At 61.8% G+C, this 24,821-nt stretch carries 16 protein-coding genes and 3 tRNA genes; 9 read left to right on the top strand and 10 right to left on the bottom strand.

Annotated elements, in window-relative coordinates; genetic code table 11:
* Positions 1 to 64: 64 nt before the first annotated feature.
* The 9 genes from metG to AC1RJY_RS06860 form a co-directional block, all read right to left on the bottom strand.
* On the bottom strand, positions 65 to 1,624 hold the full coding sequence (gene metG / locus AC1RJY_RS06900; RefSeq protein ID WP_011775169.1) for a methionine--tRNA ligase: 1,560 nt from the start codon (positions 1,622 to 1,624) through the stop codon (positions 65 to 67).
* Between the two features lie 34 nt (positions 1,625 to 1,658).
* Positions 1,659 to 2,414, bottom strand: a complete 756-nt coding sequence (locus tag AC1RJY_RS06895) for an ABC transporter ATP-binding protein (protein WP_011775170.1) — start codon at positions 2,412 to 2,414, stop codon at positions 1,659 to 1,661.
* Positions 2,411 to 5,221, bottom strand: coding sequence for an FtsX-like permease family protein (locus AC1RJY_RS06890; RefSeq protein ID WP_014922110.1), 2,811 nt, complete (start codon positions 5,219 to 5,221; stop codon positions 2,411 to 2,413). Before AC1RJY_RS06890 ends, AC1RJY_RS06895 begins: the two co-directional genes overlap by 4 nt.
* A 209-nt stretch (positions 5,222 to 5,430) precedes the next feature.
* Positions 5,431 to 7,026: a phosphoglycerate dehydrogenase gene (serA, locus tag AC1RJY_RS06885; RefSeq protein WP_014922111.1), complete on the bottom strand. Its 1,596-nt coding sequence runs from the start codon at positions 7,024 to 7,026 to the stop codon at positions 5,431 to 5,433.
* A gap of 305 nt (positions 7,027 to 7,331) precedes the next feature.
* On the bottom strand, positions 7,332 to 8,357 hold the full coding sequence (gene ilvC, locus AC1RJY_RS06880; protein WP_014922112.1) for a ketol-acid reductoisomerase: 1,026 nt from the start codon (positions 8,355 to 8,357) through the stop codon (positions 7,332 to 7,334).
* Positions 8,358 to 8,425: 68 nt separating this feature from the next.
* Positions 8,426 to 8,938 carry an acetolactate synthase small subunit gene (gene ilvN / locus AC1RJY_RS06875; protein WP_011775174.1) on the bottom strand — a complete coding sequence of 171 codons (513 nt, stop codon included), beginning with the start codon at positions 8,936 to 8,938 and terminating at the stop codon, positions 8,426 to 8,428.
* A 2-nt stretch (positions 8,939 to 8,940) separates the two neighbouring features.
* The gene (locus tag AC1RJY_RS06870) at positions 8,941 to 10,845 is read right to left on the bottom strand and encodes an acetolactate synthase large subunit (protein ID WP_498601924.1); all 1,905 of its coding nucleotides are present in this window, start codon (positions 10,843 to 10,845) and stop codon (positions 8,941 to 8,943) included.
* A gap of 294 nt (positions 10,846 to 11,139) precedes the next feature.
* Positions 11,140 to 12,861 carry a dihydroxy-acid dehydratase gene (gene ilvD / locus AC1RJY_RS06865; RefSeq protein ID WP_011775176.1) on the bottom strand — a complete coding sequence of 574 codons (1,722 nt, stop codon included), beginning with the start codon at positions 12,859 to 12,861 and terminating at the stop codon, positions 11,140 to 11,142.
* A 123-nt stretch (positions 12,862 to 12,984) separates the two neighbouring features.
* Positions 12,985 to 13,917 (bottom strand): LysR family transcriptional regulator, encoded by a 933-nt coding sequence (locus AC1RJY_RS06860; RefSeq protein WP_498601923.1) that lies wholly within the window; start codon positions 13,915 to 13,917, stop codon positions 12,985 to 12,987.
* Between the two features lie 181 nt (positions 13,918 to 14,098).
* On the opposite strand from AC1RJY_RS06860, the gene AC1RJY_RS06855 reads away from it, so the two are divergent.
* The 4 genes from AC1RJY_RS06855 (at position 14,099) to AC1RJY_RS06840 (ending at position 16,763) form a co-directional block, all read left to right on the top strand.
* Positions 14,099 to 15,097, top strand: coding sequence for a sunset domain-containing protein (locus tag AC1RJY_RS06855; RefSeq protein ID WP_498601921.1), 999 nt, complete (start codon positions 14,099 to 14,101; stop codon positions 15,095 to 15,097).
* Between the two features lie 18 nt (positions 15,098 to 15,115).
* Entirely contained in the window at positions 15,116 to 16,297 is a 1,182-nt protein-coding gene (locus AC1RJY_RS06850; RefSeq protein WP_498601920.1) for a PQQ-dependent sugar dehydrogenase, read from the top strand.
* A gap of 119 nt (positions 16,298 to 16,416) precedes the next feature.
* Positions 16,417 to 16,492 (top strand) — tRNA-Lys (locus AC1RJY_RS06845).
* A 195-nt stretch (positions 16,493 to 16,687) separates the two neighbouring features.
* Positions 16,688 to 16,763 (top strand) — tRNA-Lys (locus AC1RJY_RS06840).
* Positions 16,764 to 16,856: 93 nt separating this feature from the next.
* On the opposite strand, the gene AC1RJY_RS06835 is transcribed toward AC1RJY_RS06840, so the two are convergent.
* The gene (locus tag AC1RJY_RS06835) at positions 16,857 to 17,324 is read right to left on the bottom strand and encodes a MarR family winged helix-turn-helix transcriptional regulator (protein ID WP_498601919.1); all 468 of its coding nucleotides are present in this window, start codon (positions 17,322 to 17,324) and stop codon (positions 16,857 to 16,859) included.
* Positions 17,325 to 17,408: 84 nt separating this feature from the next.
* On the opposite strand from AC1RJY_RS06835, the gene bcp reads away from it, so the two are divergent.
* From bcp to AC1RJY_RS06810, 5 genes are all read left to right on the top strand, one after another.
* Positions 17,409 to 17,882: a thioredoxin-dependent thiol peroxidase gene (gene bcp / locus AC1RJY_RS06830; RefSeq protein ID WP_014922117.1), complete on the top strand. Its 474-nt coding sequence runs from the start codon at positions 17,409 to 17,411 to the stop codon at positions 17,880 to 17,882.
* A 61-nt stretch (positions 17,883 to 17,943) separates the two neighbouring features.
* Positions 17,944 to 18,025 (top strand) — tRNA-Leu (locus AC1RJY_RS06825).
* 168 nt (positions 18,026 to 18,193) lie between these two features.
* A complete protein-coding gene (locus tag AC1RJY_RS06820) occupies positions 18,194 to 19,861 on the top strand; it encodes an ABC transporter substrate-binding protein (protein WP_498601917.1) in 1,668 nt (555 codons plus the stop codon).
* 79 nt (positions 19,862 to 19,940) lie between these two features.
* Positions 19,941 to 21,446, top strand: a complete 1,506-nt coding sequence (locus AC1RJY_RS06815; protein WP_081589143.1) for a malate:quinone oxidoreductase — start codon at positions 19,941 to 19,943, stop codon at positions 21,444 to 21,446.
* 67 nt (positions 21,447 to 21,513) lie between these two features.
* Positions 21,514 to 24,738, top strand: coding sequence for an efflux RND transporter permease subunit (locus tag AC1RJY_RS06810; protein ID WP_498601915.1), 3,225 nt, complete (start codon positions 21,514 to 21,516; stop codon positions 24,736 to 24,738).
* Positions 24,739 to 24,821: the final 83 nt, after the last annotated feature.

The following is a 24,821-nucleotide window of genomic DNA, read 5'->3' as shown; positions in this document are numbered from 1 at the left end:
TGCGGTCAAACCGACGGGAAGTGAGAGAGCGATTCTCAATGAGGGCTGTTATGTGAGAGAGGGACTAAGCCTCGGCGGGTTCCTCGTAGCGCGGGAAGACCGGCGCAGGCGCGGGCAATTCGGTGCCGGCAACAATCGGTGTGGCGACAGCCGCGAATTGACGCGACTCGCCTTCCGGCTGTCCGAGAACTTCCAGGAGCTTCGCGGACGACGACGGCATGACCGGCTGAGCGAGGATCGCCACGATGCGGACAACTTCCAAGGTGACGTACAGGACCGTGTTCATACGTTCCAGATCGGTCTTGCGCAGCACCCACGGAGCCTGCTCTGCGAAGTAGGCATTGGTGTCGCCCAAAACAGTCCAGATGGCCTCGAGTGCCCTGCTGAATTCCTGCTTGTCGAACGCGGCACGTGCGGTGTCCAGCAGCTCACCGGCCTGTGCCAGCAAGGCTTTGTCCTCTGCCGTGAACTCTCCGGGTTCGGGAACCCTGCCCTCGCAGTTCTTCGCAACCATGGACAGCGAACGCTGGGCGAGGTTGCCGAAGTTGTTGGCCAGATCCGAATTCATACGCCCCACGATGGCCTCGTGGTTGTAGTTGCCATCCGCCCCGAAAGGAACTTCGCGGAGGAAGAAGTAGCGGCACTGGTCCAGGCCGTACTGGGCGACGAAGTCCTGCGGTGCCACAACGTTGCCCAGGGATTTGGACATCTTCACACCGTTGTTGGTGAGGAAGCCATGAATCATGACCCGTTTGGGCAGTTCCAGCCCGGCGCTCATGAGGAAAGCGGGCCAGTAGATAGCGTGGAAGCGGGAGATGTCCTTGCCGATAACGTGGACGTCGGCGGGCCAGAACTTCTTGAAGGATTCCGACTCGATGTCCGGGTAGCCGACGCCGGTCAGGTAGTTGGTGAGTGCGTCAACCCAGACGTACATGACGTGCTTCTCGTCGCCCGGAACCGGGACGCCCCAGTCGAAGGTGGTGCGGCTGATGGACAGGTCCTCCAAGCCGCGCCTGACGAAGCTGATGACCTCGTTGAAGCGGGATTGCGGCGCGCCGAACTCAGGCTGTTCCTCGTACAGGGCAAGCAGTTTGTCCTGGTAGTTCGAGAGCCGGAAGAAGTAGCTTTCCTCGGCCGTCCAGGTGACCAGGGTGTCCGTCTCCTTGGAGTAGCGGAGCCCGTCATCCTTCACCACGGTGTCGTCTTCGACGTAGTAGGCCTCGTCGCGGACGGAGTACCAGCCCTCGTACTTGGACAGGTAGATATCGCCGTTGGCTTCCATCTTCTTCCAGATGGCTTGGGAAGCGGCGTAATGGTCCTGATCCGTGGTGCGGATGAAGCGGTCATGGGAGATGCCCAAGTCCTGGCTCATCTGCTTGAAGGCGGCCGAATTGCGGTCAGCGAGCTGCTTGGCAGTGAGGCCTTCTTTCTCGGCTGACTGCTGCATTTTGAGTCCGTGCTCATCCGTTCCGGTCATGAAGAACACCTCATGGCCGTCAAGGCGCTTGAAGCGCGCCATGGCATCAGTCGCGATGACCTCGTAGGCGTGGCCGATGTGCGGCACGCCATTGGGGTAGCTGATTGCGGTGGTGATGTAGAACGGGGATTTCTCTGGAGACGTCACTCTAAGAAGTTACCTTTTTTTGGGATGAAATAGCTCAGTTAAGTTCGGTCAGCGTATCGCTGAGCCGCACCAGCTCATGGTCGTGGGAGGCAACCAGGACGGCAATGCCATCGCTGGTGGTGTCCTTAAGGATGCCGATGATGCGGTTCGCCGCAGCACGGTCAAGGCTGGCGGTAGGCTCGTCCACCACCAGTACGCGGGTTCCCAGGATCAGTGCACGGGCAATTGCGACTCGCTGGCGTTCACCGCCGGAGAGCTGAGCGGGACGGTGACGCATGCGGCGTCCGAGCCCCACCAGGTCCAGGAGGTCCTTGGCCATTTCGGTGCGCTGTTCAACTTCGCCGTCGGGTACTGCGGGAAGCAGGACGTTCTCAAGGGCACTCATACCGTCGATCAAGGCGCCGCCCTGGTCCACGTATCCAATGAGTGCCCGCCGGCGGTCCGCGATCTCGTCGTCGCCCATGGTGTCCAGCGCCTGGCCCTCCCAGAAGACCTTGCCCGACGTCGGGAGCGTAAGTCCCGCGCTGACCGTCAGGATACTGGTCTTACCGGAGCCGCTTCGCCCGGCGATGCAGTGCATCTCACCTGCGTGCAGGGTGAGGTTGAAGTCGTCCACGACGTCGACTTCCTCGGCTCCGCCTTTATCGCCACCGTAGTGGATGGTGACCCGGCTCAGTTCCAACGGAGTTGCGTGGTCCGTGGCCCTCACGATGGTGTTGGCACGGGTCTGCAGCGACTCGTCCGCGGGTTCCGGGGTGGCCGTCTTCTCGGGGTTGAGGTTGTCAGTCATTTGACTACTTTCGTTGCAATCGGAATCCAGCAAATTACGGCCAACAGTCCGGCCAGCCCGGCCCAAAGAGCCGCGTAGGGAGCCAGGAGCAATCCCAGCCCCAGGGCACCAAGGACACCCAGGGGAAGTGCCACGGTGCCCACAAGTGCGTTCTCAAAGAAGCGGACCTGGCCAAGCATGTCCGGGTTCCAGCCCATGGCACGCAATGTACCGAGGTACTCCCGCTTGGCGTGGAGCTCGAAGCGGCCGGTGACCAAGGTCAAGAGGAGGCCAACAACCACACCGAAGACCGCGAGGATGACGCTCGGCAAGGCGATGCTGGCAGCGGCCAGACCACTCAAAGCACTGGCGCCGGCTGCTCGGGGGATGTCGATCAGGAGTGCGATCAGGGCGCCCACCGCTGCGCCGAACACGCCGACAGCCACGGCAAGGGAGATCGAGTTGAAGCGGTTGGTGGTGAGCTGCCTGTTGGCGAACGTCAGGGGCGAGTCCACGGTCACCAGGCGCTCATCGTGCTGCGGTTCCTGATCAATCACCACTCGGTGGCGCAACTGCTGGGCAGCCAGCAGTGCCGCGCCGGAATAGATGACAAGCATGGTCACGGAGACGATTACCGTGGCGATATTCCAACTCAGCAGGCTGAGGATAATACCGGCGGCCGCGAGGGCTGCGGCGCCCACGGCAAACTCCTCCAAGACCCAGGAACGGATGCGTTTCTGCGTCCAACCCATGGCCCTGAGGATTCCGGCTTCGCTCCTGCGTTGGCGGATGTAACTCACGGTGGAAGCACCCGTCAGGAGCGTTGCACCCAGCAGTGTCAGGAACAGCAGGGTGATGTTGGTTCCGGTGAGGGATCCTGTGACGGCGTCGGCCGCGTCCTGGCGCACCCACGACTGCTGGACGGTGCCCAGCGGTGACTCCTTGCCGGCGTCGTCCTTGCTGTAACCGGGGACGAAAATATTGGCGTCTTCACGGGCGGAACCAGCCACAACAGTTGCCTCAAGGCCGAGTTCACGGATTTGCGTGGCCAGTTTCTCTACCTCGGGCTGTGCCGTCTTCCAATTACCGGTAGCTGACGCCTTGACCCGTACGGCGTCAATGACATCCGCGTTGCTGTCGTATCCACGCGCGGCTGCAAGACCGTAGTAATCGGTGATGGCGCCGGCGGACTGGCTGACCAGACCTGTAGCACTCAGCGAGGGCTTCAGTTGCGTGCCCTCAACGTCTTTGCCCTCAGCGTCTTTTGTCAGGGTCATGGGAGTGGGGTCGTAGCCACCCAGGGGCAGCTTGTTGACATCCCCGGCCGCTGCCTGGACATCTGCAGGGTCAAAAGTGCCGTACACCATGGGCAGCGGCGTGGCCGGCTTCTTGCCCGTTTCCAGGTCTTCACGGTACGAACGCTCGTCAACCGGCTTACGCTGCGTCTGGTCCACGGCAGCCCCGAAGGACGACTTCTCAGGCAGACGGTTGACTGTTACCCAGTCCCCCGGTGTGGCGCTCTTTTCCGATGCTCCGTTGGCGGCTTCGTCACCGTCCTGGTACTGCGGAGCGGCGGCAAACGCAGTGCTCCAGGTGGCCGGGTTGTACAAACCCTGGCTGAAGGAGGCAGTGCTGCCCAGCAGTTTGCTGTAATCAGTGGATCCCGGCCATTCAAGGGCAAACGGGGACTTGGACACGAACGGAAGGTAATCCTTGTCCAGGGACCGCGTTACGGTGCCCACCTCATTGACCACCTTGCCGCTTGCATCAAGTTCCTCGATTTTGACCGAGTACTGCAGGTCAAGGGAGGTTCCGGAACGGACAATCAGCGGGATGGCCTGTGAGTCATCAGTCAGCAGGCCGTCGCGCTTGGCTTGCTGGTACTGGGTCATCAGCGGGGCCCAGTACTTGAGCTTGACGCCCAGGAAATCCGGCCCTTCTTCCAACTGGTCCATGCTGAGGCCGGTGGTGAAGAGACTCTCGAAGTGACGTCCGATGGCGCCCGCGTCACGCGCATCTGCCGGCGGGGCCTTCTCCAGCGGTGCCAGGAAATCTCCTGCGGACCCCAGCAATGCCCGCTCCGCGGCAGGGTCGACGGCGACGACGGACTCTGTCACCTCTGGCGCCAGGGGAAGCGCTACGGAGAGGTTGAAGAGGTTGTGCTCCGAGCCCAAGGCGGGGGCAGGGAACTTGACGCCGGTCTCGCCTTCGGGACCCGCGATCCGGACGTTGGAGCCGCCCGCAGTCTGCTCCTGGATCAGGCGGCCCTTGCCCAAAGTGCCTTCAGCGCTGGTTTTGAAAAGAGTTTGTTGGTTCACGCCATCCGAGCTCGTGGCGGAGGCTGTGAGACGGTACTTCTTGGGGGAATCGGGCAGCACGGATTCCGGGGCAGGCCATTTGCCCGAATCCATGGCGGAGGGGTCCCCCGCAGTCATGGCGCCAGCAAGCCCTGCATTGTAGCCCAGGTAGTCCATGGCATTGAGGCGCGGAGCCTCAAGGTTCTGCGACACACGCGAGACAAGGCTGATGGGTGCGGCCACAGCCGTTTGGCCCATGGTCCGGATCTTCTCCAACTGCTCAAAGCTGATTCCGCCTTGGCCGTTCGCGATTTCCGGCTGGATCAATGCGCCGCCGTCGCCATCTTGTGATTGGTCAGGTTTGGCCTGGACCAGGATGTCGTAGAGTCCCCGCGAGTTCTCGTCCACTGTCCTGTTCAGAGCAGCCTGCGACTGGCTCTGGACGAGGACGGACAAGCACATTGCGACGATCAAAATGGCCGCGGTCAGCAGCAGCACACGGCTTCTGATGAACCTTTGGACGGCGTTCATTGGGCTCCCTGAGACCTTGATTGCGGGCGCGCACACATGCACCGTGCTTCCTCAAAAGACACAGAGGAATACCGGGCTGTATGTGCAAAAAGTTGTGGCCGGCCTGCTGCCGGGTCCGAATCCCGGACCCAGCCATTGTAAGCAGACCGGCCACTCCTGCGTGCCAGGGTGTGTCGCCGGCACGCGAACTTAGCTGATGAAAATCAGTGCTAGTCCTCCAGGTCCACTTCACGGACCATCTCTGCACCGATACCGGCTTTGATGGCTTCCAGTACCTGCTGAGGAACCGAGCTGTCGATGGTCAGGAGCGCCAGGACCTGGCCGCCTTCGGTCTGGCGTGCCACCTGCATCCCGCCGATGTTGATGTTGTTCATGCCCAGGATGTGTCCAATGGTGCCGATCACGCCCGGACGGTCGGCGTAGGCCACAACAACCAGGTGCTCGCTGATGGGAATTTCGACGTCATACCCGTTGACGCCTACCAGCTTCTCCACCTGCTTGGGACCCGTGAGGGTGCCGGCAACCGAGATTTGCGAACCATCGCTGAGCGCTCCACGGATGGTCAGGACGTTGCGGTAGTCCTCAGCGTCCGGGGTGGTGATCAGCCGGGTGTTGATGCCGCGCTGTTCGGCGATCACGGGAGCGTTGACGTAGGAGACCTGCTCCGTCACGACATCGGCGAAGACGCCCTTCAGCGCGGCCAGTTCGAGTACCTTGACGTCCAGGGCGGCAATTTCTCCGGCGACTTCAACGTCGATCTGCGTCAGGGACGCGTGGGTGAGCGCAGTGAAGATCCGGCCCAACTTTTCGATCAGAGGGATGCCGGGACGTACGTCCGGAGCGATGACCCCGCCGGCAACGTTCACGGCATCGGGCACGAGCTCGCCGGCAAGGGCAAGGCGAACCGACTTGGCCACCGACACGCCCGCCTTTTCCTGGGCCTCATCCGTGGACGCGCCGAGGTGCGGTGTAACAACTACGTTGTCGAATTCGAAGAACGGCAGGTCGGTGCTGGGCTCCTTGACGAAGACGTCCACGCCGGCGCCGGCAATCTGACCTTCCTTCAGAGCCGTGTAGAGGGCTTCCTCGTCCACAAGGCCACCACGTGCCACATTGATGACATATGCCGATTCCTTCATCTTGCGGAAGGCGTCAGCACCCAGCATTCCCACCGTCTCCGGCGTCTTGGGCATGTGGATGGTGATGAAGTCGGAATTTTCCAGAAGTTCATCCAGGGTGACCAGCTTGACGCCCAACTGGGCTGCACGGGCAGCCGTGATGTAGGGGTCGTAGGCGAGGATCTCGGTCTCGAAGCCCTGCAGGCGTGCTGCCACCAAGGCGCCGATGCGGCCCAGGCCGATGATTCCGATCTTCTTCTCGAAGAGTTCAATGCCGGTGTACTTTGAGCGCTTCCATTCGCCGTTCTTCAGCGCGGAACTGGCCTGCGGGATGTGGCGCGCGAGGCTCAGGATGTGGCCCACGGTGAGCTCTGCGGCAGAGACGATGTTGGACGTCGGCGCGTTGACCACCATGACGCCTGCCTGCGTCGCAGACTTGATGTCCACGTTGTCCAGACCCACGCCTGCACGGGCGATGACCTTGAGGTTTTTAGCCGCAGCGATGGCTTCGGCATCCACCTGTGTAGCCGAACGGACCAGGATGGCGTCGACGTCGGCAATGGCGGACAGCAGCTGGGAACGGTCGGCGCCGTCGGTCTGTCGGATTTCAAAGTCCGGGCCCAGTGCCTCGACTGTGGCGGGCGAAAGTTCCTCGGCGAGGAGGACGACGGGTTTGCTGGCTGACACGGGGTGGCACCTTACTTTGGACAACTTTGGACAGAACTGGACAAGGAGCGGATGCGTGGCCCGGGCACGGCGCCGGGACCAGCCCAGAATATCGAATCCGGGCGGGGATTCCGGTGCCGGGGAGGGATGTTACGGCCGGACCGGTAGCTGGTGTGAAGAAGTTCACAGCCCATGCGGCTGGGCTATTCGGTGGAGAAAACTGTGAAATTCGGTGGAGAAACAACGCATCAAACGACGACGCCCGCCCGGCTGTGTTCCCCGGACGGGCGTCGTGGTGCGCGAGCCGCTAGGCCTGCACTGAAGGATCAGCGGGCTGCAGAACCTTCAACGTAGTCAGCGTCCTGCTGCTGCCAGGAGAACAGGGAGCGAAGTTCGCGGCCGACCTCTTCGATCGGGTGCTGCTCTGCCTTGGCACGCAGTTCCTTGAACTCGGTGCCGCCGTTGTCCTGATCGTCGATGAAACGCTTGGCGAAAGCACCGTTCTGGATGTCCGCGAGGACAGCCTTCATGTTTTCCTTCACCTCGGGGGTGATGACGCGCGGGCCGGAGACGTAGTCGCCGTACTCTGCGGTGTCGGAAACGCTCCAGCGCTGCTTGGCGATGCCGCCTTCCCACATGAGGTCAACAATGAGCTTGAGTTCGTGGAGAACCTCGAAGTAGGCGATCTGCGGCTGGTAGCCGGCCTCGGTGAGGGTTTCGAAGCCGTACTGGACGAGCTGGGAAACGCCGCCGCAAAGGACAGCCTGCTCGCCGAAGAGGTCGGTCTCAGTCTCTTCGGTGAAGGTGGTCTTGATAACGCCGGCGCGGGTTCCGCCGATTGCCTTGGCGTAGGACTTCGCCAGGTCCCAAGCGGAACCGGATGCGTCCTGCTCAACAGCGATGATGTCCGGGATACCGCGGCCGGCTTCGAACTCGCGGCGAACAGTGTGGCCCGGAGCCTTCGGGGCGATCAGGATGACGTCAACGCCGGCCGGAGCTTCGATGTAGCCGAAGCGGATGTTGAAGCCGTGTGCGAAGGCGAGTGCCTTGCCCTCGGTCAGCTTGTCCTTGATGGAGTCGTTGTAGATAGAGCGCTGGTGCTGGTCCGGTGCCAGGATCATGATGACGTCTGCCCATTCGGCAGCGTCTGCAACGTTCTTGACAGTGAAGCCTGCGTCTTCTGCCTTGGAGGTCGACTTTGAGCCGTCCTTCAGCGCGATAACAACCTCGACGCCGGAATCGCGCAGGTTGAGTGCGTGGGCGTGGCCCTGGGAGCCGTAGCCAACGATGGCTACCTTGCGGCCCTGGATGATCGACAGGTCTGCGTCGTCGTCGTAGAACATTTCAGTCACTTGCGTAACTCCTCTTGAGTGGTTTTTCGTAGATATTGATAGTGGTGCTGCGGTACTGGGCGCAAGGCTCACGCGGAGCGGAGCGCCCTGTCACTCATGGAGCGGGATCCCCGTCCAACGGCCAAGGTGCCGGACTGCACGATTTCACGGATGCCGAACGGCTCGAGCACTGAGAGCAGTGCAGCGAGCTTCTCGGGGGTACCGGTTGCCTCAATCACCAACGAGTCTGTGGACACGTCGACGACCGCGGCACGGAACAGGTCTGCAGCCTGGGTAACCTGCAGACGTGTCGCGGCATCCGCACGTACTTTGACCAGGATGTGGTCACGTTGTACGGAAGATTCTGAAGTCAGCTCAACGATCTTGATGACGTTGACCAACTTGTTGAGCTGCTTGGTGACCTGCTCGATGAGGTCGCCGTCGGCGTCGACGACCACCGTCATGCGGGACATGCCTGGAACCTCGGTGGGTCCCACAGCCAGGGAATTGATGTTGAACGCGCGCCGGGCGAAGAGGCTGGCCACGCGGGTCAGCACGCCGGGCTTGTCTTCTACCAGAACGGACAGTGTGTGACGGCTCATGCCTAGTCCTCCTCTTCCCATTCCGGGGTCATGTTGCGGGCAACCTGGATCTGGTCGTTGCTGACGCCTGAAGGCACCATCGGCCACACCATCGAGTTGGGGCTGACGACGAAGTCGATAACCACGGGGCGGTCATTGATTTCGAGCGCCTTCTGGATGGTGGCGTCAATGTCTTCGTCGCGCTCACAACGAAGTGCTGCGCAGCCGTAGGCGTCGGCCAGCTTCACGAAGTCCGGAATCCGGATGGTGTCGTGGCCTGTGTTCAGATCCGTGTTGGAGTAACGGCCCTCGTAGAACAGGGTCTGCCATTGGCGGACCATGCCCAGTGAGGAGTTGTTGATGATGGCGACCTTGATCGGGATGTTGTTGATGGCACACGTGGCCAGTTCCTGATTGGTCATTTGGAAGCAGCCGTCACCGTCGATGGCCCAGACCACGCGGTCCGGTTCACCGACCTTGGCGCCCATGGCTGCCGGAACCGAGTATCCCATGGTTCCTGCGCCACCTGAGTTCAGCCAGGCGTGAGGCCTTTCGTACTTGATGAACTGGGCGGCCCACATCTGGTGCTGGCCCACTCCGGCTACGTAGATGCCTTCCGGACCGGTGAGTTCGCCGATGCGTTTGATCACGCGCTGCGGGGCAGTGAGACCGTCCTCGGGCTCCGTCCAACCCAGCGGGTACGTGTCGCGGAGGTTGCCCAGGAAGGCCCACCACGAATCCAGGTCCGGGGTCCCGCTCAGTTCGAACTGAGTCTTCACGGCCTCGGTAAGTTCCGGAATGATTTCCTTGACCGAGCCAACGATCGGAACATCGGCAGTGCGGTTCTTGGAGATTTCCGCGGGGTCGATGTCAGCGTGAATGACCTTGGCAAACGGGGCAAAGGTCTTCAGCACGCCGGTGACGCGGTCATCAAACCTTGCACCGAGAGTGATCAGGAGGTCGGCCTGCTGGAGGGCAGTGACGGCGGAGACGGAACCGTGCATGCCGGGCATGCCTACATGCTGTGGGTGGGAATCCGGGAAGGCACCGCGGGCCATCAAGGTAGTGACCACGGGAGCGCCGGTAGCAAGCGCGAGCTCCATGAGCTCTGCAGAAGCATGGCCCTTGACCACACCGCCGCCTACGTAGAGGACCGGCTTGCTGGAAGCAGCGATCAGCTTGGCAGCTTCGCGGACCTGCTTGTTGTGGCCACGCACCACGGGACGGTAGCCCGGCAAGTCCACCTTCGGCGGCCAGGAGAAAGTCATCTGGCCAACCTGGGCGTCCTTGGCGATATCCACCAGGACAGGTCCCGGGCGGCCCGTGGACGCGAGGTGGAAAGCCTCTGCCATGACGTGCGGGATGTCGTTGGGGTCAGTCACCAGGAACGAGTGCTTGGTGATGGGCATCGTGATCCCCACGATGTCCGCTTCCTGGAAGGCATCGGTGCCGATGACTCCACTGGAGACCTGGCCGGTGATGGCCACCATCGGCACGGAGTCCATGTGGGCGTCCATGATGGCGGTAACGAGGTTGGTGGCACCGGGTCCCGAGGTGGCGATGCAAACGCCAACCCGTCCGGTAACCATGGCGTAGCCTTGCGCGGCGTGGCCGGCTCCCTGTTCGTGACGGACCAGGATGTGATTCATGCTGGAGGCCATCAAGGGGTCGTAGGTGGGCAGGATCGCGCCACCGGGCAAACCGAAAATATCGTCCACGCCGAGTTCTTCGAGCGACCGGACAATTGCTTGCGAGCCGGACATCACCGTTGGGGGTACAACGGTGTTCGGCCCAAGTACAGGAGAGAGAGGTGCAGCAGTGTCGACCACGACGGCCTCGGCCGTACGGTCGATCTTTTCCGGAGCTTTGTGGGCTCCAGCGGACTTTGCAGCCATCAGCGAGGGGCTGATCGGCGATCCTTTGCTCATCGGACTCTTCCTTAGTGGATCTTCATTAGATGGATCTTGCTTCGGGGAATAAAAAAACCCCTCAGCCTTCCGGCTCTTCGAGGGGTTTGCGCGTGACGGTTCGTTACCAGTCGGGCTAAGCCACGCGCTTGGTAAGGACGACGACGCCGACGGTAACGAATGTGATCATGCGTTCAGTGTTCCCTCTAAGTGAGATACGTGTCAATTGACCACTATCGTATCTCACTATTTGGACAGCTATGTCCGCCTGCCGGACTCCGGCTGTCTCATGACAGCCGGAGCCCCGTGCAGGAATTATCCGCAGTACGCTCCGGTGGAGGCGCTGTGGACAAGCTTGGCGTACTTGGCAAGAACACCCTTGGTGAACTTGGCGGGCAGTGGCTTCCAGCCCTCTTTGCGGGCTTCGAGCTCGGCTTCGTCCACCAGGAGGTCGAAGGAGCGAGCGGCGATGTCTACACGGATGCGGTCACCGTCCTTCACGAACGCGATGGGGCCACCATCCACGGCTTCAGGCGCAACGTGGCCGATGCACAGACCCGTTGTGCCACCCGAGAACCGGCCATCCGTGAGAAGGAGGACATCCTTGCCGAGTCCCGCTCCCTTGATGGCGCCGGTGATGGCCAACATTTCCCGCATGCCGGGACCGCCCTTGGGGCCTTCATAGCGGATGACCACTACGTCTCCCTTGTTGATTTCGCCGTTGTCCAACGCGCTGAGGGCGCCCTGCTCGCGTTCGAAAACGCGTGCAGTTCCTTCAAAGACGTCAGCATCAAAACCGGCACTCTTCACTACCGCTCCTTCCGGAGCCATAGAGCCGTGGAGGATGGTGATGCCACCGGTCTTGTGGATCGGGTTGTCCAGCGCACGGAGGATTTTGCCGTCAAGGTCCGGCGGGTTGATCGAGGCGAGGTTTTCCGCGAGCGTCTTGCCGGTAACGGTGAGGCAGTCGCCGTGCAGTAGTCCGGCGTCGAGCAGTGCCTTCATGATGACCGGCACGCCGCCGATCTTGTCAACGTCGGTCATCACATAACGGCCGAAGGGCTTGAGGTCCCCAAGGTGCGGAATTTTGTCGCCGATGCGATTGAAGTCGTCCAGCGTCAGCTCTACTTCGGCTTCCCGGGCGATCGCGAGCAAGTGCAGCACGGCGTTGGTGGAACCGCCGAAGGCCATGGTGACGGCAATGGCATTCTCGAACGCCTTTTTGGTCATGATGTCGCGGGCCGTGATGCCCAGGCGCAGCAGGTTTACTACGGCTTCGCCGGACTTGCGTGCGAAATCATCACGACGGCGGTCTGCCGACGGCGGGGCGGCTGAACCCGGGAGGGACATGCCCAAGGCCTCGCCGATGCACGCCATGGTGTTGGCCGTGTACATACCGCCGCAGGCGCCTTCGCCGGGACAGATGGCCTTTTCGATCCTTGTGAGGTCTTCCATGCTCATTTTGCCGGCGGCGCAGGCACCCACGGCCTCGAAGGCATCAATGAGGGTGACTTCCTTCTCCGAGCCGTCCTCCAGCTTGACCCAGCCCGGCATGATGGAGCCGGCGTAGAGGAAGACGGATGCGAGGTCCAAGCGGGCAGCAGCCATGAGCATGCCCGGAAGGGACTTGTCACAGCCGGCCAGGAGCACCGAGCCGTCAATGCGCTCGGCCTGCATCACTGTTTCCACAGAGTCGGCGATGACTTCGCGGGAGACCAGGGAGAAGTGCATGCCCTCGTGGCCCATGGAAATACCATCCGAAACGGAGATCGTGCCGAACTGCATCGGGAAGCCGCCGCCGGCATGGACGCCTTCCTTGGCGCCTTGTGCGAGGCGATTCAGGGAAAGATTGCAAGGGGTAATTTCATTCCACGAGCTGGCAACACCGATTTGGGGTTTGGCAAAGTCGTCGTCGCCCATGCCCACCGCACGGAACATGCCGCGGGCAGGCGCCGCGTGAATGCCGTCTGTCACCACCCGGCTGCGGGGTTTAATGTCCGGCGTGCTGTCTGTCGCAATCTGGGTGGTGTCACTCATGGTCCAAAGTCTATGTCTACCGGGCGACTGCCGACGCTGTTGCACACCGGGTTAAGCCCAAACCTTCGAATATTGCGGGCGTCCTGCCCGCTAACCAAGGCCAGGGACTCAGATCGTCCGGGTCTAAGTGCCGGGATGTGACTCGTTGAGTTCCCTGGCAATGGCTGCAGCCTCACTTTTGAGCATGTCCAAAACGATGCCAATGGTTGCCCGTGCGGCAACCTCCTGCCGGGACAGGGCCACAATGCTTCTGCTCGCCTTCACGTCCGTGAGCGGGCGAAGGACCAGCCCCCGACGCGCGCTTGCCCGGGCCGTGTAGCGGGGAAGAAGGCAAATGCCGTGCCCGGCGCCCACCAAAGCCTCAAGCACCCTGAGATCCGGATATCGCTGTCCCCTCAGAGCGGGCCTGCCTGCATGGAGTTCGATCTGGCGAAGCACGGTATCGAAAGGGAATCCCTCCGGGACGCCGATCCACGGGTAATCAACAACGTCCTGGGGGCTTAACCGGACCTTGGCTGCCAAGGGATGACCGGCAGGCATCGCGACATCCAGCGCTTCCTCCAAAAGCGGCACTACCGCCAGGCCCCTCCTGGCGAAAACTTCCGGCCCATCCACGCTGTGTGCCAGCACGATGTCGTAGTCCGCCACCAAGGGAGCGAAGTGGGCGGTTCCCGGATCTTCGAAATGGGCGTCGAAAGTCAGTCCGGCCACCGCGGAAACCCGATGCAGCACTCCTGGAAGCAGCATTTCCGCTGCGCTGGGAAAGAAAGCTGCGGAAACGCGCGTCTGCCAACCCTTGCGGTAACTGTCAATGGTGGACTCCGCCTTGGCCATGGCCGTGGCGATGTCCGACGCCGCTGCCGCCATGGCCAGTCCTGCTTCAGTCAACTGAACGCCCCGGCCCACCTTCTCCACCAGCACAACGCCGATCTCAGCCTGCAGCGTTTTCAGCTGCTGCGAGACTGCCGAGGCTGTGACGTTCATGGCCTCGGCAGTAGCGCCAACACTTTGTCGGTCTGCCAATTCGCGCAGAATCTGCAGCCTTTTGAAATCCATGGAGCCAGACTAAGCGACCCCGGGGAATTACCCGTTCATGATCTATTTTCAACCTCAAGGCAGTAAGTAAACTGATCATTTTCGGGTGAATCAGCAGGTCAAACGCTGGACAGCCCATTAGCAGCCACGTAACGTCGGGATGACCACGAGCTTCACCCCAGTGAGCAGAAGGGCCTCAACCATGGACTGGTTAATTTGGGTCATTGTCATTGTTTTGGTCGTAGCCATTATTTGGTGGCTCATGAACCGCAACAAGACAGGGAGTACTTCCTCAAGCCAAGCGCCCGCTGATGATCGCGCTGCAGGGACATCCGGGGCTGCTCCCCCTGCAGCGACGGCGCCGAGCAATACAGCGTCCCTGCCGGACGCCGGCGTAGCCGCAGCAGGCGTGGCAGGTTTGGCGGGGGTGACCAATCTCGGAAAGGCTGCCGCCGAGGGCAGCGGCCCTACCGTCGACGAACCCGGCCCAACAGAACCCGGCCCCTCAGAACCCTCCCCTTCAAACGAAACGCAGGGGGCCTCCCCCGCCCCAGATGAGCTGCACGCCGCGCCGCGTACCGCCGTCGACGATTCACCGGCAGTGATCGCCTCCGACATTCAGCCCGCCGCAACACCGGGCTTGACCGTAGCGGAACCGGTCATCGCAACTCCCGCAGTGGCCGAACCCGTGGTTGAAGAACCAGTGGTCAACGAACCGGTGGTGGACACGGACGCGAAGGTCCATTCGGCCGACGCCGGCGACGTTGACGACTGGGACGCGGGTTCTCCTGCGGTCGCTTCCGGAGCAACGACAATCGGGGCGACTGACGCAGCAGTACCAACAGGCACCGACGAAGCAGCAGACAAGGCCGAGTGGGAATCTTCCTGGACAGATGAGAGCGGAAGCCCGGTCCACCACCACGAGTACACGGACGCGCACTCCCCAACCCTGCCTGGCGCCGAGTCCGCCGCAGCCGAAGATTCGGGGAGCTCCGGCCACCTGGCCGTGGAACACCCCTACGGCACGGGCTCGTCCAGCGCACCCGGGGATGCGTATCCCGTCAAGGCCAGCGCATCAGACATGACCTACCACGACGAAGGCACGGCCGGGTATGACGACGCTGCTGCCGACGTATGGTTCGAATCCTCCGCGCACGCCGAAGCTGCCGGTTTCCGCCCACCCCGGCGCAGCAGGCACTGAACCCAGGCAGGCAAGAACATGGGCAGGCACTCTTCGGACCGACGCGAGCGTCTGGTGCCTGCCTCTGCGCTTGCAGTGATCCTGGCGCTGACGGGATGCACAGGCAGTCCGTCGTCGCCGGGCACCGCGGCAACACCCAACCCATCAAACACCTCCGGCAGTTCGCCTACACAGGGCGGGGCAGCCTCTTCTGCAACTACGCCCCCAGGCACCAGCCAGGCGACGGGCGCATCGCCACAGCTCCCCGAGGTGGTTCAGAAGCTCGACGTCGGACTGCAGCTGCCATGGTCGGTGGTCTTCCTGCCGGACGGTACAGCTGTGGTGTCCGAGCGCGACTCCGCTCAAGTTAAGAGCATCCGAGACGGCCAGGCCACCACCGTTGGCGAGGTACCCGGCGTCGACCCCGGCGGGGAGGGCGGGCTGTTGGGCTTGGCTCTCTCACCTGACTTCGCAACGGACCGTTGGCTGTACGCCTACTTCACTTCGCCAAGCGACAACCGCATCGCTCGGATCAAGCTGACCGGGGAACCAGGTGGTCAGTTGGCCCTGGGCGAGACTGAGGTGATTTTCTCCGGAATGTCCAAGGCCTCAACCCACAATGGTGGCCGGATCCGCTTTGGCCCCGATGGGTTCCTCTACGTCGGCACGGGTGACTCGCAGCGGCGGGAACAACCGCAGGACACCAACGCCTTGGGCGGCAAGATCCTGCGGCTCACGCCCGAGGGGCGCCCGGCGCCGGGAAATCCCTTCGGCGACAACCCGGTCTACAGCTACGGGCACCGGAACGTTCAGGGCTTGGCCTGGGACAGTGACGGACGCCTCTGGGCCAGTGAGTTCGGCCCGGACGTGGATGACGAACTCAACCTGATTACCCCGGGCGGCAACTACGGTTGGCCTACAGTGACCGGTGCACCCGGCCGCAGCGGCCTGATCGATGCCAAGGTGGTCTGGCCTTCAACGTCCGACGCCTCACCAAGCGGGCTCGAAATCGTGGACGGTATTGCCTACACGGGGGCGCTTCGCGGCCAAAGGCTGTGGGCAGTTCCACTCAGCGGTGAGACCGCCGGCACCCCTGTGGCCTATTTCACAGGAGAATACGGGCGCCTGAGGGACGTGGCCCGCGCTCCCGACGGCACCTTGTGGGTCCTCAGCAACAACAGAAACCCTGATTTTGCGCTGATTCTGAGGGCTGGGCCGTGAAGCCGCAGGCGGCAAACAGCCGATTTCACTCTTCGGCGGAAGTCGTGTAGAGTTACATGTCGTTGCGGAGATCGCCGGGGAAAGAAAAGCTCCCTGGCTTGATCAAAATCAACAGCTCTGCACCTCTAGCTCAACTGGCAGAGCAATTGACTCTTAATCAATGGGTTCCGGGTTCGAGTCCCGGGGGGTGCACCAAGCAAAAGGCCTTGGAGTGAATATCACTCCAAGGCCTTTTTCGTTGTTCAACGCCTTATTTCGGGGGCAAGAAAATGGCGTGCATCACGCATTGCACTTTGTGGTCTGCAGCAGCCAAAATGTGGTGTAGAGTTATTTGTCGTTGCGGAGGTCAACGGGGAATGCGAATTCCTCCACTAAGCCGAAACAATAGCTGCACCTCTAGCTCAACTGGCAGAGCAATTGACTCTTAATCAATGGGTTCCGGGTTCGAGTCCCGGGGGGTGCACCATAAGGAAAGGCTCCGGATCGTTTCTACGATCCGGAGCCTTTTTGTGTGTCCCTGCATGGGCTCCCACCGGGAAGCCCAGGTCACAGGCTTTGCTCAGGCTTGAGGCAGGTCGGTGTCAATATCGCGGGATTCCTCCTCCGGCGTCGGCAACCCGGCCAGACCCCGGACAACGATCCTTAGTTCCTCGCGGAGGCGGGCCGTGTCCACCGCCACGGGTGACAAGACATCCTGCTCAAGCTTTACTGCTTCCGCAAGAGCTGCAATGCCAGCGTCGGTAAGGGTTACCACGTGGCTTCGGCGGTCGGAATCACTGCGTTGCCGGGTGACATGCCCGTGCAGCTCAAGCCTCGCAAGAGTGGTTCCCATGGTCTGGGCCTTGACCCGTGCTACTTCGGCCAAGGCCGCCTGCGTAATGGCCCCCTTGGCAGCCAGCACCTGCATGGCAATGACACCGGCGTGCGTAAGGCCGATGGACTTCAATTTTTCGTTCCACGAGATTTCCACCAGGCGCGCAGCTGTTGAAAGCAATCGGGTGGTGGGCCATCTCTCCATATCTGGCATGCCGACAGTATATGCGCGGATGGGGTGAGGACGCGGCTTCTCCTACTAAACTGGGAAATCGCGATCACTGGCAAGGAGCACATTTTGGCTGAACGACTTATCCCTGGGGACAACGCCCCGGACTTCACACTTCAGGATGAAACCGGCAAAAGCATGAGCTTGTCCGACCTCCGCGGACGGAAAACCATCCTCTATTTCTACCCCGCCGCCTCCACTCCCGGATGTACCAAGGAAGCCTGCGATTTCCGCGACACCCTCGGTTCCCTTCAGGCTGCAGGCTACGAGGTTGTTGGCGTCTCCCCCGACCCCGTCAAAGCACTTGCCAAGTTCAGCGAGGAGGAACAGCTGACCTTCCGCCTGCTCTCGGACGAAGACCACACCGTAGCCGAGGCGTATGGAGCCTGGGGCGAGAAAAAGAATTACGGCCGCAGCTACATGGGATTGATCCGATCCACTTTTGTGGTTGATCCTGACGGGAAAGTTTCCCTGGCGCAGTACAACGTGCGAGCCACAGGGCACGTTGCCAAACTCCGGCGGGATCTCAAGCTGGACAAGTAGCGGGTACACTGGAGGCCGGTATTGCAGCGGCCGTCCTGTAAGACGGACCGATTGTCAGCCAGCGCGAGTGGTGAAATTGGCAGACACGCAGGATTTAGGTTCCTGTGCCTTCGGGCGTGGGGGTTCAAGTCCCCCCTTGCGCACAGTTATACGAATACCCCCGGTTGCAGAACCGGGGGTATTTCTGTCCTCAAGCAGCCGGGGGCTACCTGGAGTTGCGCTGGGAACCGCACTCAGGACGTTCAACTAGACTGGAATGCGGTCTGGCCGAAGCCGGCCAAAGCACTTCCAACCGGCTTGAGGGGACAAGAGTGGCAAGCAGCAAAACGCGGCGCCTGAGCATGCAGATCGGGGCTGCCGTACTGGCGTTGGGGCTGGCAGGGTGCACGGGCACACCGGGCCCCGCACCGTCGTCGTCCGCCGGCAATTCCGTCGCCGCCGAGCCCTCGGAAACTTTCAACTTCGGCACATCGTCCATGCCCTTGGGCCTCGATCCTGCGATGACCGCGGATTCCGAGTCCTACCGTGTCACCCGCCAGGTCCTCGAAGGACTCGTGGGCGTAGATGGCGAAACAGGGCAGACAACTCCCCTTCTCGCCACGGAGTGGAAGGACAGCAACAAAGGGCTGAGCTACGACTTCACGCTCCGCTCCGGCGTGACCTTCCACGACGGCACTCCTCTGGACGCCGCAGCTGTTTGCGCCAACTTCAACCGCTGGTTCACCTTCCCCGAGGACCTCCGAAAACAAGCGCCCGGAATTTCCTTCCAAAGCGTTTTCAAGGCTTACTCGGACCAGCCGGTGTTCTCCATCTTCAAAGACTGCACAGTGGTCTCGGCCAGCAACGTTCAGATAAACCTGACACGCCCCTTCACCGGATTCCTTCAGGCCCTGACGCTCCCGGCCTTCGCCATTTCATCCCCGGCAGCCCTGAACGCGCAGAAGGCCAACGTCCTTGACCAGGTCCGGAACGGCCAGGCGATGTCCAGCTACGCCGGCCATCCCGTGGGCACGGGCCCGTATGTGTTCACCGGGTGGGACGACCATAAGCTGACCCTGTCCAGCTACAAGAACTATTGGGGCGACCGGGGCCAGATAGCAACCATCAACTTCATTCCTTACGATCGCGCGGAAACGCGCCAGCAAGCTTTGTTGGACGGCAAGATCGATGCCTACGACCTCGTGACGTCCGGAACCTTTGACCAATTGGTCAAAAAGGGTGTCCAGATCATCCAGCGTGACCCGTTCTCAGTGATGTACCTGGGGATCAACCAGGCCGTTGCACCGTTGGAAAAGCCGGAGGTCCGGCAAGCGATCGAAATGGCGATCGACAAGGAATCGTTGATCCGCAAGTTCTTCATCGACAACACGTCGCAGGCCTCGCAGTTCGTGCCGCCCAAGCTCAGCGGCTTCAACAACAACGCCCCGGCCTTGGGGTACAACCCGGAGAAGGCTAAAGAGCTTTTGAAGAAGGCCGGGTACAAGGGCGAGGAGCTGAAGTTCTACTATCCGCTCAACGCCACGCGGGCCTACATGCCCACCCCGGAAAAGATCTACGCCGAGCTGAGCCGCCAACTCGTCGCCGTCGGCTTTAACATCAAACCAGTTCCCATCGACTGGGAAGACGGCTACCTCCAAAGGGTCCAGTCTGCCGGAGACCGCGGACTGCACCTGCTTGGCTGGAACGGCTCCTACGCGGATGCCGACAACTTCCTGGGCCCCCTCTTCGGCGAAACCCGCGCCGAGTTCGGATACGCCGACTCGGAAGTCTTCCACAAGATAGAACGCGCACGGGCCATGCCCGAAGGCGATGACCGCAACGCCCAGTATCAGTCCATCAACGCAGAGATCGCGGCGTCGGTACCGGCTGTGCCCATCGCCTTCCCCATCTCGGCGCTGGCGTTGTCCAACAAGGTGGAAAGCTACCCGGCTTCCCCCGTCCTCAACGAAGTTTTCACAAACGTCCGGCTAAAGCCTTGACGATTCCCCGTAATTTCAGTATTGAGTCTGCGCGGGGATATTCTGTGACAGCCAGTGCCGCCGCTAACGGAGATTGATCGTGACCTTCATTTCCAAGACTCAACATGCCGACGTCGTCCTTATTGGCGGTGGAATCATGAGTGCCACCCTTGGTGCGTTCATCAAGCAACTTGAACCCACCTGGACCATCTCCCTGTTCGAGAGACTCGACGAAGCAGGGCTCGAAAGTTCCGGACCGTGGAACAATGCCGGCACCGGCCATGCTGCCCTGTGTGAGCTTAACTACTCCCCCGCAGCAAAAGACGGCTCCGTAGACCCGTCCAAGGCCTTGCACATCAATGAACAGTTCCAGCTTTCCCGCCAGTTCTGGTCCCACTTGGTGGACAGCAACGTCATCGGGTCCCCCAAGGGCTTCATCAACACCGTCCCGCACATGAGCTTCGTCATCGGCGATGACCACTCGAACTTCCTCAAGAACCGGTACGAGGCACTCAAGCCCAACACGCTGTTCCGCAGCATGGAGTACACCGAGGACCAGGACCAGATCGCCAAGTGGGCCCCGTTGATCGTCAAGGGCCGCGACCGCAAGCAGCGCGTTGCCGCCACCCGCGCGGCTGAAGGCACCGACGTCGACTTTGGCGCCCTGACGCGCGAACTGACGGGCTACCTGCAAAGCAGCGGCGCCGAGGTCAACTACGGCCACGACGTCACCAACATCCACCGTGCAGCAGGCGGCGGCTGGGACCTGTCCATCAAGCACCCCAAATCCGGCGAGCATGGCCGAATCCACGCGAAGTTTGTCTTTGTCGGAGCCGGCGGCGGCGCGCTCCACCTGCTCCAGGCATCCGGCATCCCTGAAAGCAAGGGCTACGGCGGCTTCCCCGTCTCCGGCCAGTTCTTCCGCTGCACGGACGACGCCATCACCTCACAGCACAGCGCAAAGGTATACGGTCAGGCGTCCGTCGGCGCGCCGCCCATGTCCGTCCCCCACCTGGATACCCGCTATGTGGACGGCAAGCGCTCCCTCCTCTTCGGCCCGTACGCCGGCTTCTCCACCAACTTCCTGAAAACCTCCAGCTACCTGGACCTTCCGCTGTCCATCCGTCCTGGAAACATCATCCCCATGCTGGCCGTGGCCAAGGACAACATGGACCTCACCGCTTACCTCATCAAGGAGGTTGCCAAGCGGCACGAGGCCAAGGTTGAGGCCCTGCGCGAGTACTACCCGGAAGCAGCCGGGGGCAATTGGGAACTGATTACCGCAGGCCAGCGTGTACAGATCATTAAGAAGCACCCCCAAAAGGGTGGCGTCCTGCAGTTTGGCACCGAGGTCATTGCCTCCCGCGATGGTTCCATTGGCGCTCTGCTGGGCGCTTCTCCTGGTGCTTCCACCGCCGTGCCCATCATGATCGAACTGTTGCAGAAGTCCTTCCCCAAGAACTTCAAGGGGTGGCAGTCCAAACTCAAGGACATGATGCCGGGCTACGGCGTCAAGCTCAACGAGAATCCGGACTTGGCCGCCGAACTGGAAGCAAGCACCGCCAGGTCCCTGCAATTGGAAGTGGCCAACGCTATCCAAGGCTAGGCCACACCCGGGGCTGCGGCCGGTTCCCGTCAGCCGAATCGTTACGTAGACCGCAGGAGTCAATGCAATGTTCCGCTTGGCCAAACTGTCCCTGGGAAACCGGGCCCTGATCGCGCTGATCACCGTCTTTGCGGCGGTGTTCGGCGTGATCACCATGGGATCGCTCAAGCAGGAACTCATTCCCTCCATCGAGTTTCCGCAGATCACCGTTGTGACCTCCATGCCGGGCGCCTCTCCTGAGGTTGTGGACAAGCAGCTGAGCCAGCCGCTGGAAACAGCACTGAACAGCGTTGAGGGGCTTGAGTCCACCACGTCGACGTCCCGCAACGGCGTTTCGCAGATCACCATGGTGTTCACGTACGGCTCCAACCTGGACCGGGCGCGCAACCAGATTGACCGGGCCATTTCCAACGCCAAGCGTGTTCTGCCGGCGGACGTTGAGCCCCAGTCCATCGCCGGCAACATCAGCGACTTCCCCATCGTCTATTTGGCAGTGTCCTCGGACAAACCACTGAGCGAGCTCAACGCTGATCTCCTGCGACTCAGCGTTCCCCGGTTGCAGAAGATCGACGGCGTCCGCGGCGCCGATGTGACCGGCGGTTCCAGCCAACACATCCTGATCCAGCCCCGCCCCGCGGACCTTGCAACTACAGGGGCCTCCGTCCAGTCCATCAGCAATGCGCTGAAGAACAACGGCACCCTGGTCCCTGTCGGCACCATCGAGGATCAGGGCAAGACCCTGTCCCTCCAGCTCGGCAGCCCCGTGGATTCCCTGGACATCATCAAGGGGCTTCCCTTGGCCGGTGCGAAAGGTGCTGCAACCATCGGGGCGGTTGCCGACGTCAGCATCGAGGACGACGCCCCTACTTCCATCACGCGTACCAACGGCAAGCCCACTCTGGCTCTGTCCGTCACCAAGAAGCCAGAGGGCGATACGGTAGCGATTTCGCATGCTGTGCGGGACGCCGTCGGACCCATGCAAGAGGAGCTCGGCAACAACGCGACCTTCACGCCGGTCTTCGACCAAGCGCCCTTCATTGAGAAGTCCATCAAGGACCTCACCACGGAAGGACTCCTAGGGCTGGGCTTCGCGGTGGCGGTCATTCTGGTTTTCCTGATGTCCGTGCGCTCCACGTTGGTCACCGCCGTCTCCATCCCGCTGTCCCTGCTCATCACTTTCATCGGCATCTCGGCAACGGGTTACTCGCTGAACATCCTTACTTTGGGTGCCCTCACCATTGCCATCGGGCGTGTAGTTGACGATTCCATCGTGGTGATCGAGAACATCAAGCGGCACCTCAGCTACGGCGAACACAAGCTGACAGCCATCCTGACGTCCATCAGGGAGGTTGCCGGGGCCATCACGGCTTCGACGCTGACCACTGTGGCCGTGTTCCTTCCAATAGCGTTTGTGGGGGACCTCGCCGGAGAGCTGTTCCGTCCCTTCGCCTTGACAGTGACCATCGCACTGTTGTCTTCGCTGTTGGTTTCCCTGACGATCGTTCCGGTCCTTGCCTACTGGTTCCTGTCCTCCCCCGGAAAGGGCGCTGAGGCACAAGCATCTGCCAAAGAGGCGGCCGCGAAGGCCCGCGAGGCGGAACAGCGGAGCCGTCTCCAGCGCGGTTACCTTCCAATCCTGGCTAAGACGCAGAAACATCCTGTCATCACGTTGTCCGCGGCAGCACTGGTGCTGGTGGCCACTATCGCCGTCTCGCCGCTGCTGGCCACTGATCTGTTGGGCCGCTCCGGTGAGAACAGCATGACGGTGCGCCAAGTCCTTCCTGCCGGCACCAGCCTGCAGGCCACCAGCGATGAAGCCTCCAAGATTGAGGATTCCCTGAAGGGCATTGAGGGCATCAAGGACGTGCAGGTCACCTCCGGAAATGCCCAGACCGGCTTCGCCGCACTCACGTCAACCGGTTCATCCAACTCGACGTTCACCATTGTCACCGACGAGAAAGTGAACCAAACCAAACTTCAAGACGAGGTTCGCGCCAAACTGGAGGGTGCCTCCGGGAAGGTCACGGTGGGATCCCAGCAGGGCGGGTTCGGCACGTCGTCCACGGTGGACATCACTATCAGGGCCGCGAACTCCGCTGACCTGCAAACGGCGAGCGATACCATGGTGAAGGCCATGGAAGGCGTCCCGGGCAGCTCAGAAGTAGCCACGAACCTTGCTTCCACGCAGGCGGTGGTTCAGGTCCGCGTTGACCGGGCCAAGGCCGTGGCGGCCGGATTGACAGAAGAGCAGGTTGGCGCCTTCCTCGCCAGCACGGTCAGCCCCGTTCCCGCCGGTACGGTCCGAATCGAGACCAACGACTACCCCGTGCAAATCGGCGAGGGGACCCGCTTCACCAGCATTGCCGCAGTCCGTGCGCTGCAGCTCCCCACAGCCCGCGGTGGCGTGGCACTTGAGACAATTGCCGCCGTCGAGCAGGTGGACACCCCTGTGTCCATCACCAGCAGCAACGGGCAGCGGACCGCAAGGGTGACTGTGACGCCTTCCGGCTCCAACCTGGGCAGCGTCAGCACTGCCGTGCAAGAGCGGTTGGCAGCCGTGGAGCTGCCCGCCGGGGTCACGGCCACGATCGGCGGTGCCACTACACAGCAGGCGGAGTCCTTCCGGCAGCTTGGCTTGGCTCTGCTGGCAGCCATCGCGATCGTCTACGTGATTATGGTGGCCGCGTTCAAGTCACTCGTGCAGCCGCTCATCCTGCTGATCTCTGTTCCGTTCGCGGCAACCGGAGCCGTGGGCCTGCTGTTGGTGACGGGCGTTCCGTTGGGGCTGCCGTCCTTGATCGGCATGCTGATGCTGGTGGGCATCGTGGTCACCAACGCCATTGTGCTGATCGATCTCATCAACCAGTACCGTAAACCGCACGATGGCAGTCCGGGCATGAACGTTGCCGATGCCATTACGCACGGTGCGCGCCAGCGCCTGCGCCCCATCCTCATGACGGCACTGGCTACCGTGTTTGCCCTGACTCCCATGGCGTTGGGCCTCACCGGTGGCGGCGGGTTCATTTCCCAGCCACTGGCAATCGTTGTGATCGGTGGGCTGGTGTCTTCCACTGCGCTGACGCTGGTCCTGGTTCCGGTCCTCTACAAACTGGTGGAGGGGCGCCGGGAGAAGAAGGATCTGCGCAGAGCCCTCCAGGACAAGCCAACGGCGGCACCCGGCGACGGCCCTGGCGGCAGCGGCGGCAGCGGGTCGGACGAGTTCCAGGACTGGACCACTGGAATGATTCCCCGCGTTACAGGCCGTCGCGCGGCCCACAATCCCGGAGAATAGCGGACTCCCAACAGACATATCCTTCATGGATAGGGCCGGGAACAATTCCCGGCCCTGTCCTGTTACAGGTACCGATACATGCA

The sequence above is a fragment of the Arthrobacter sp. GW822-FHT05G07 genome (assembly GCF_058799755.1).
Note: the sequence above shows the minus strand (reverse complement) of the source record. Positions and strands in the feature narration are given on the sequence as shown.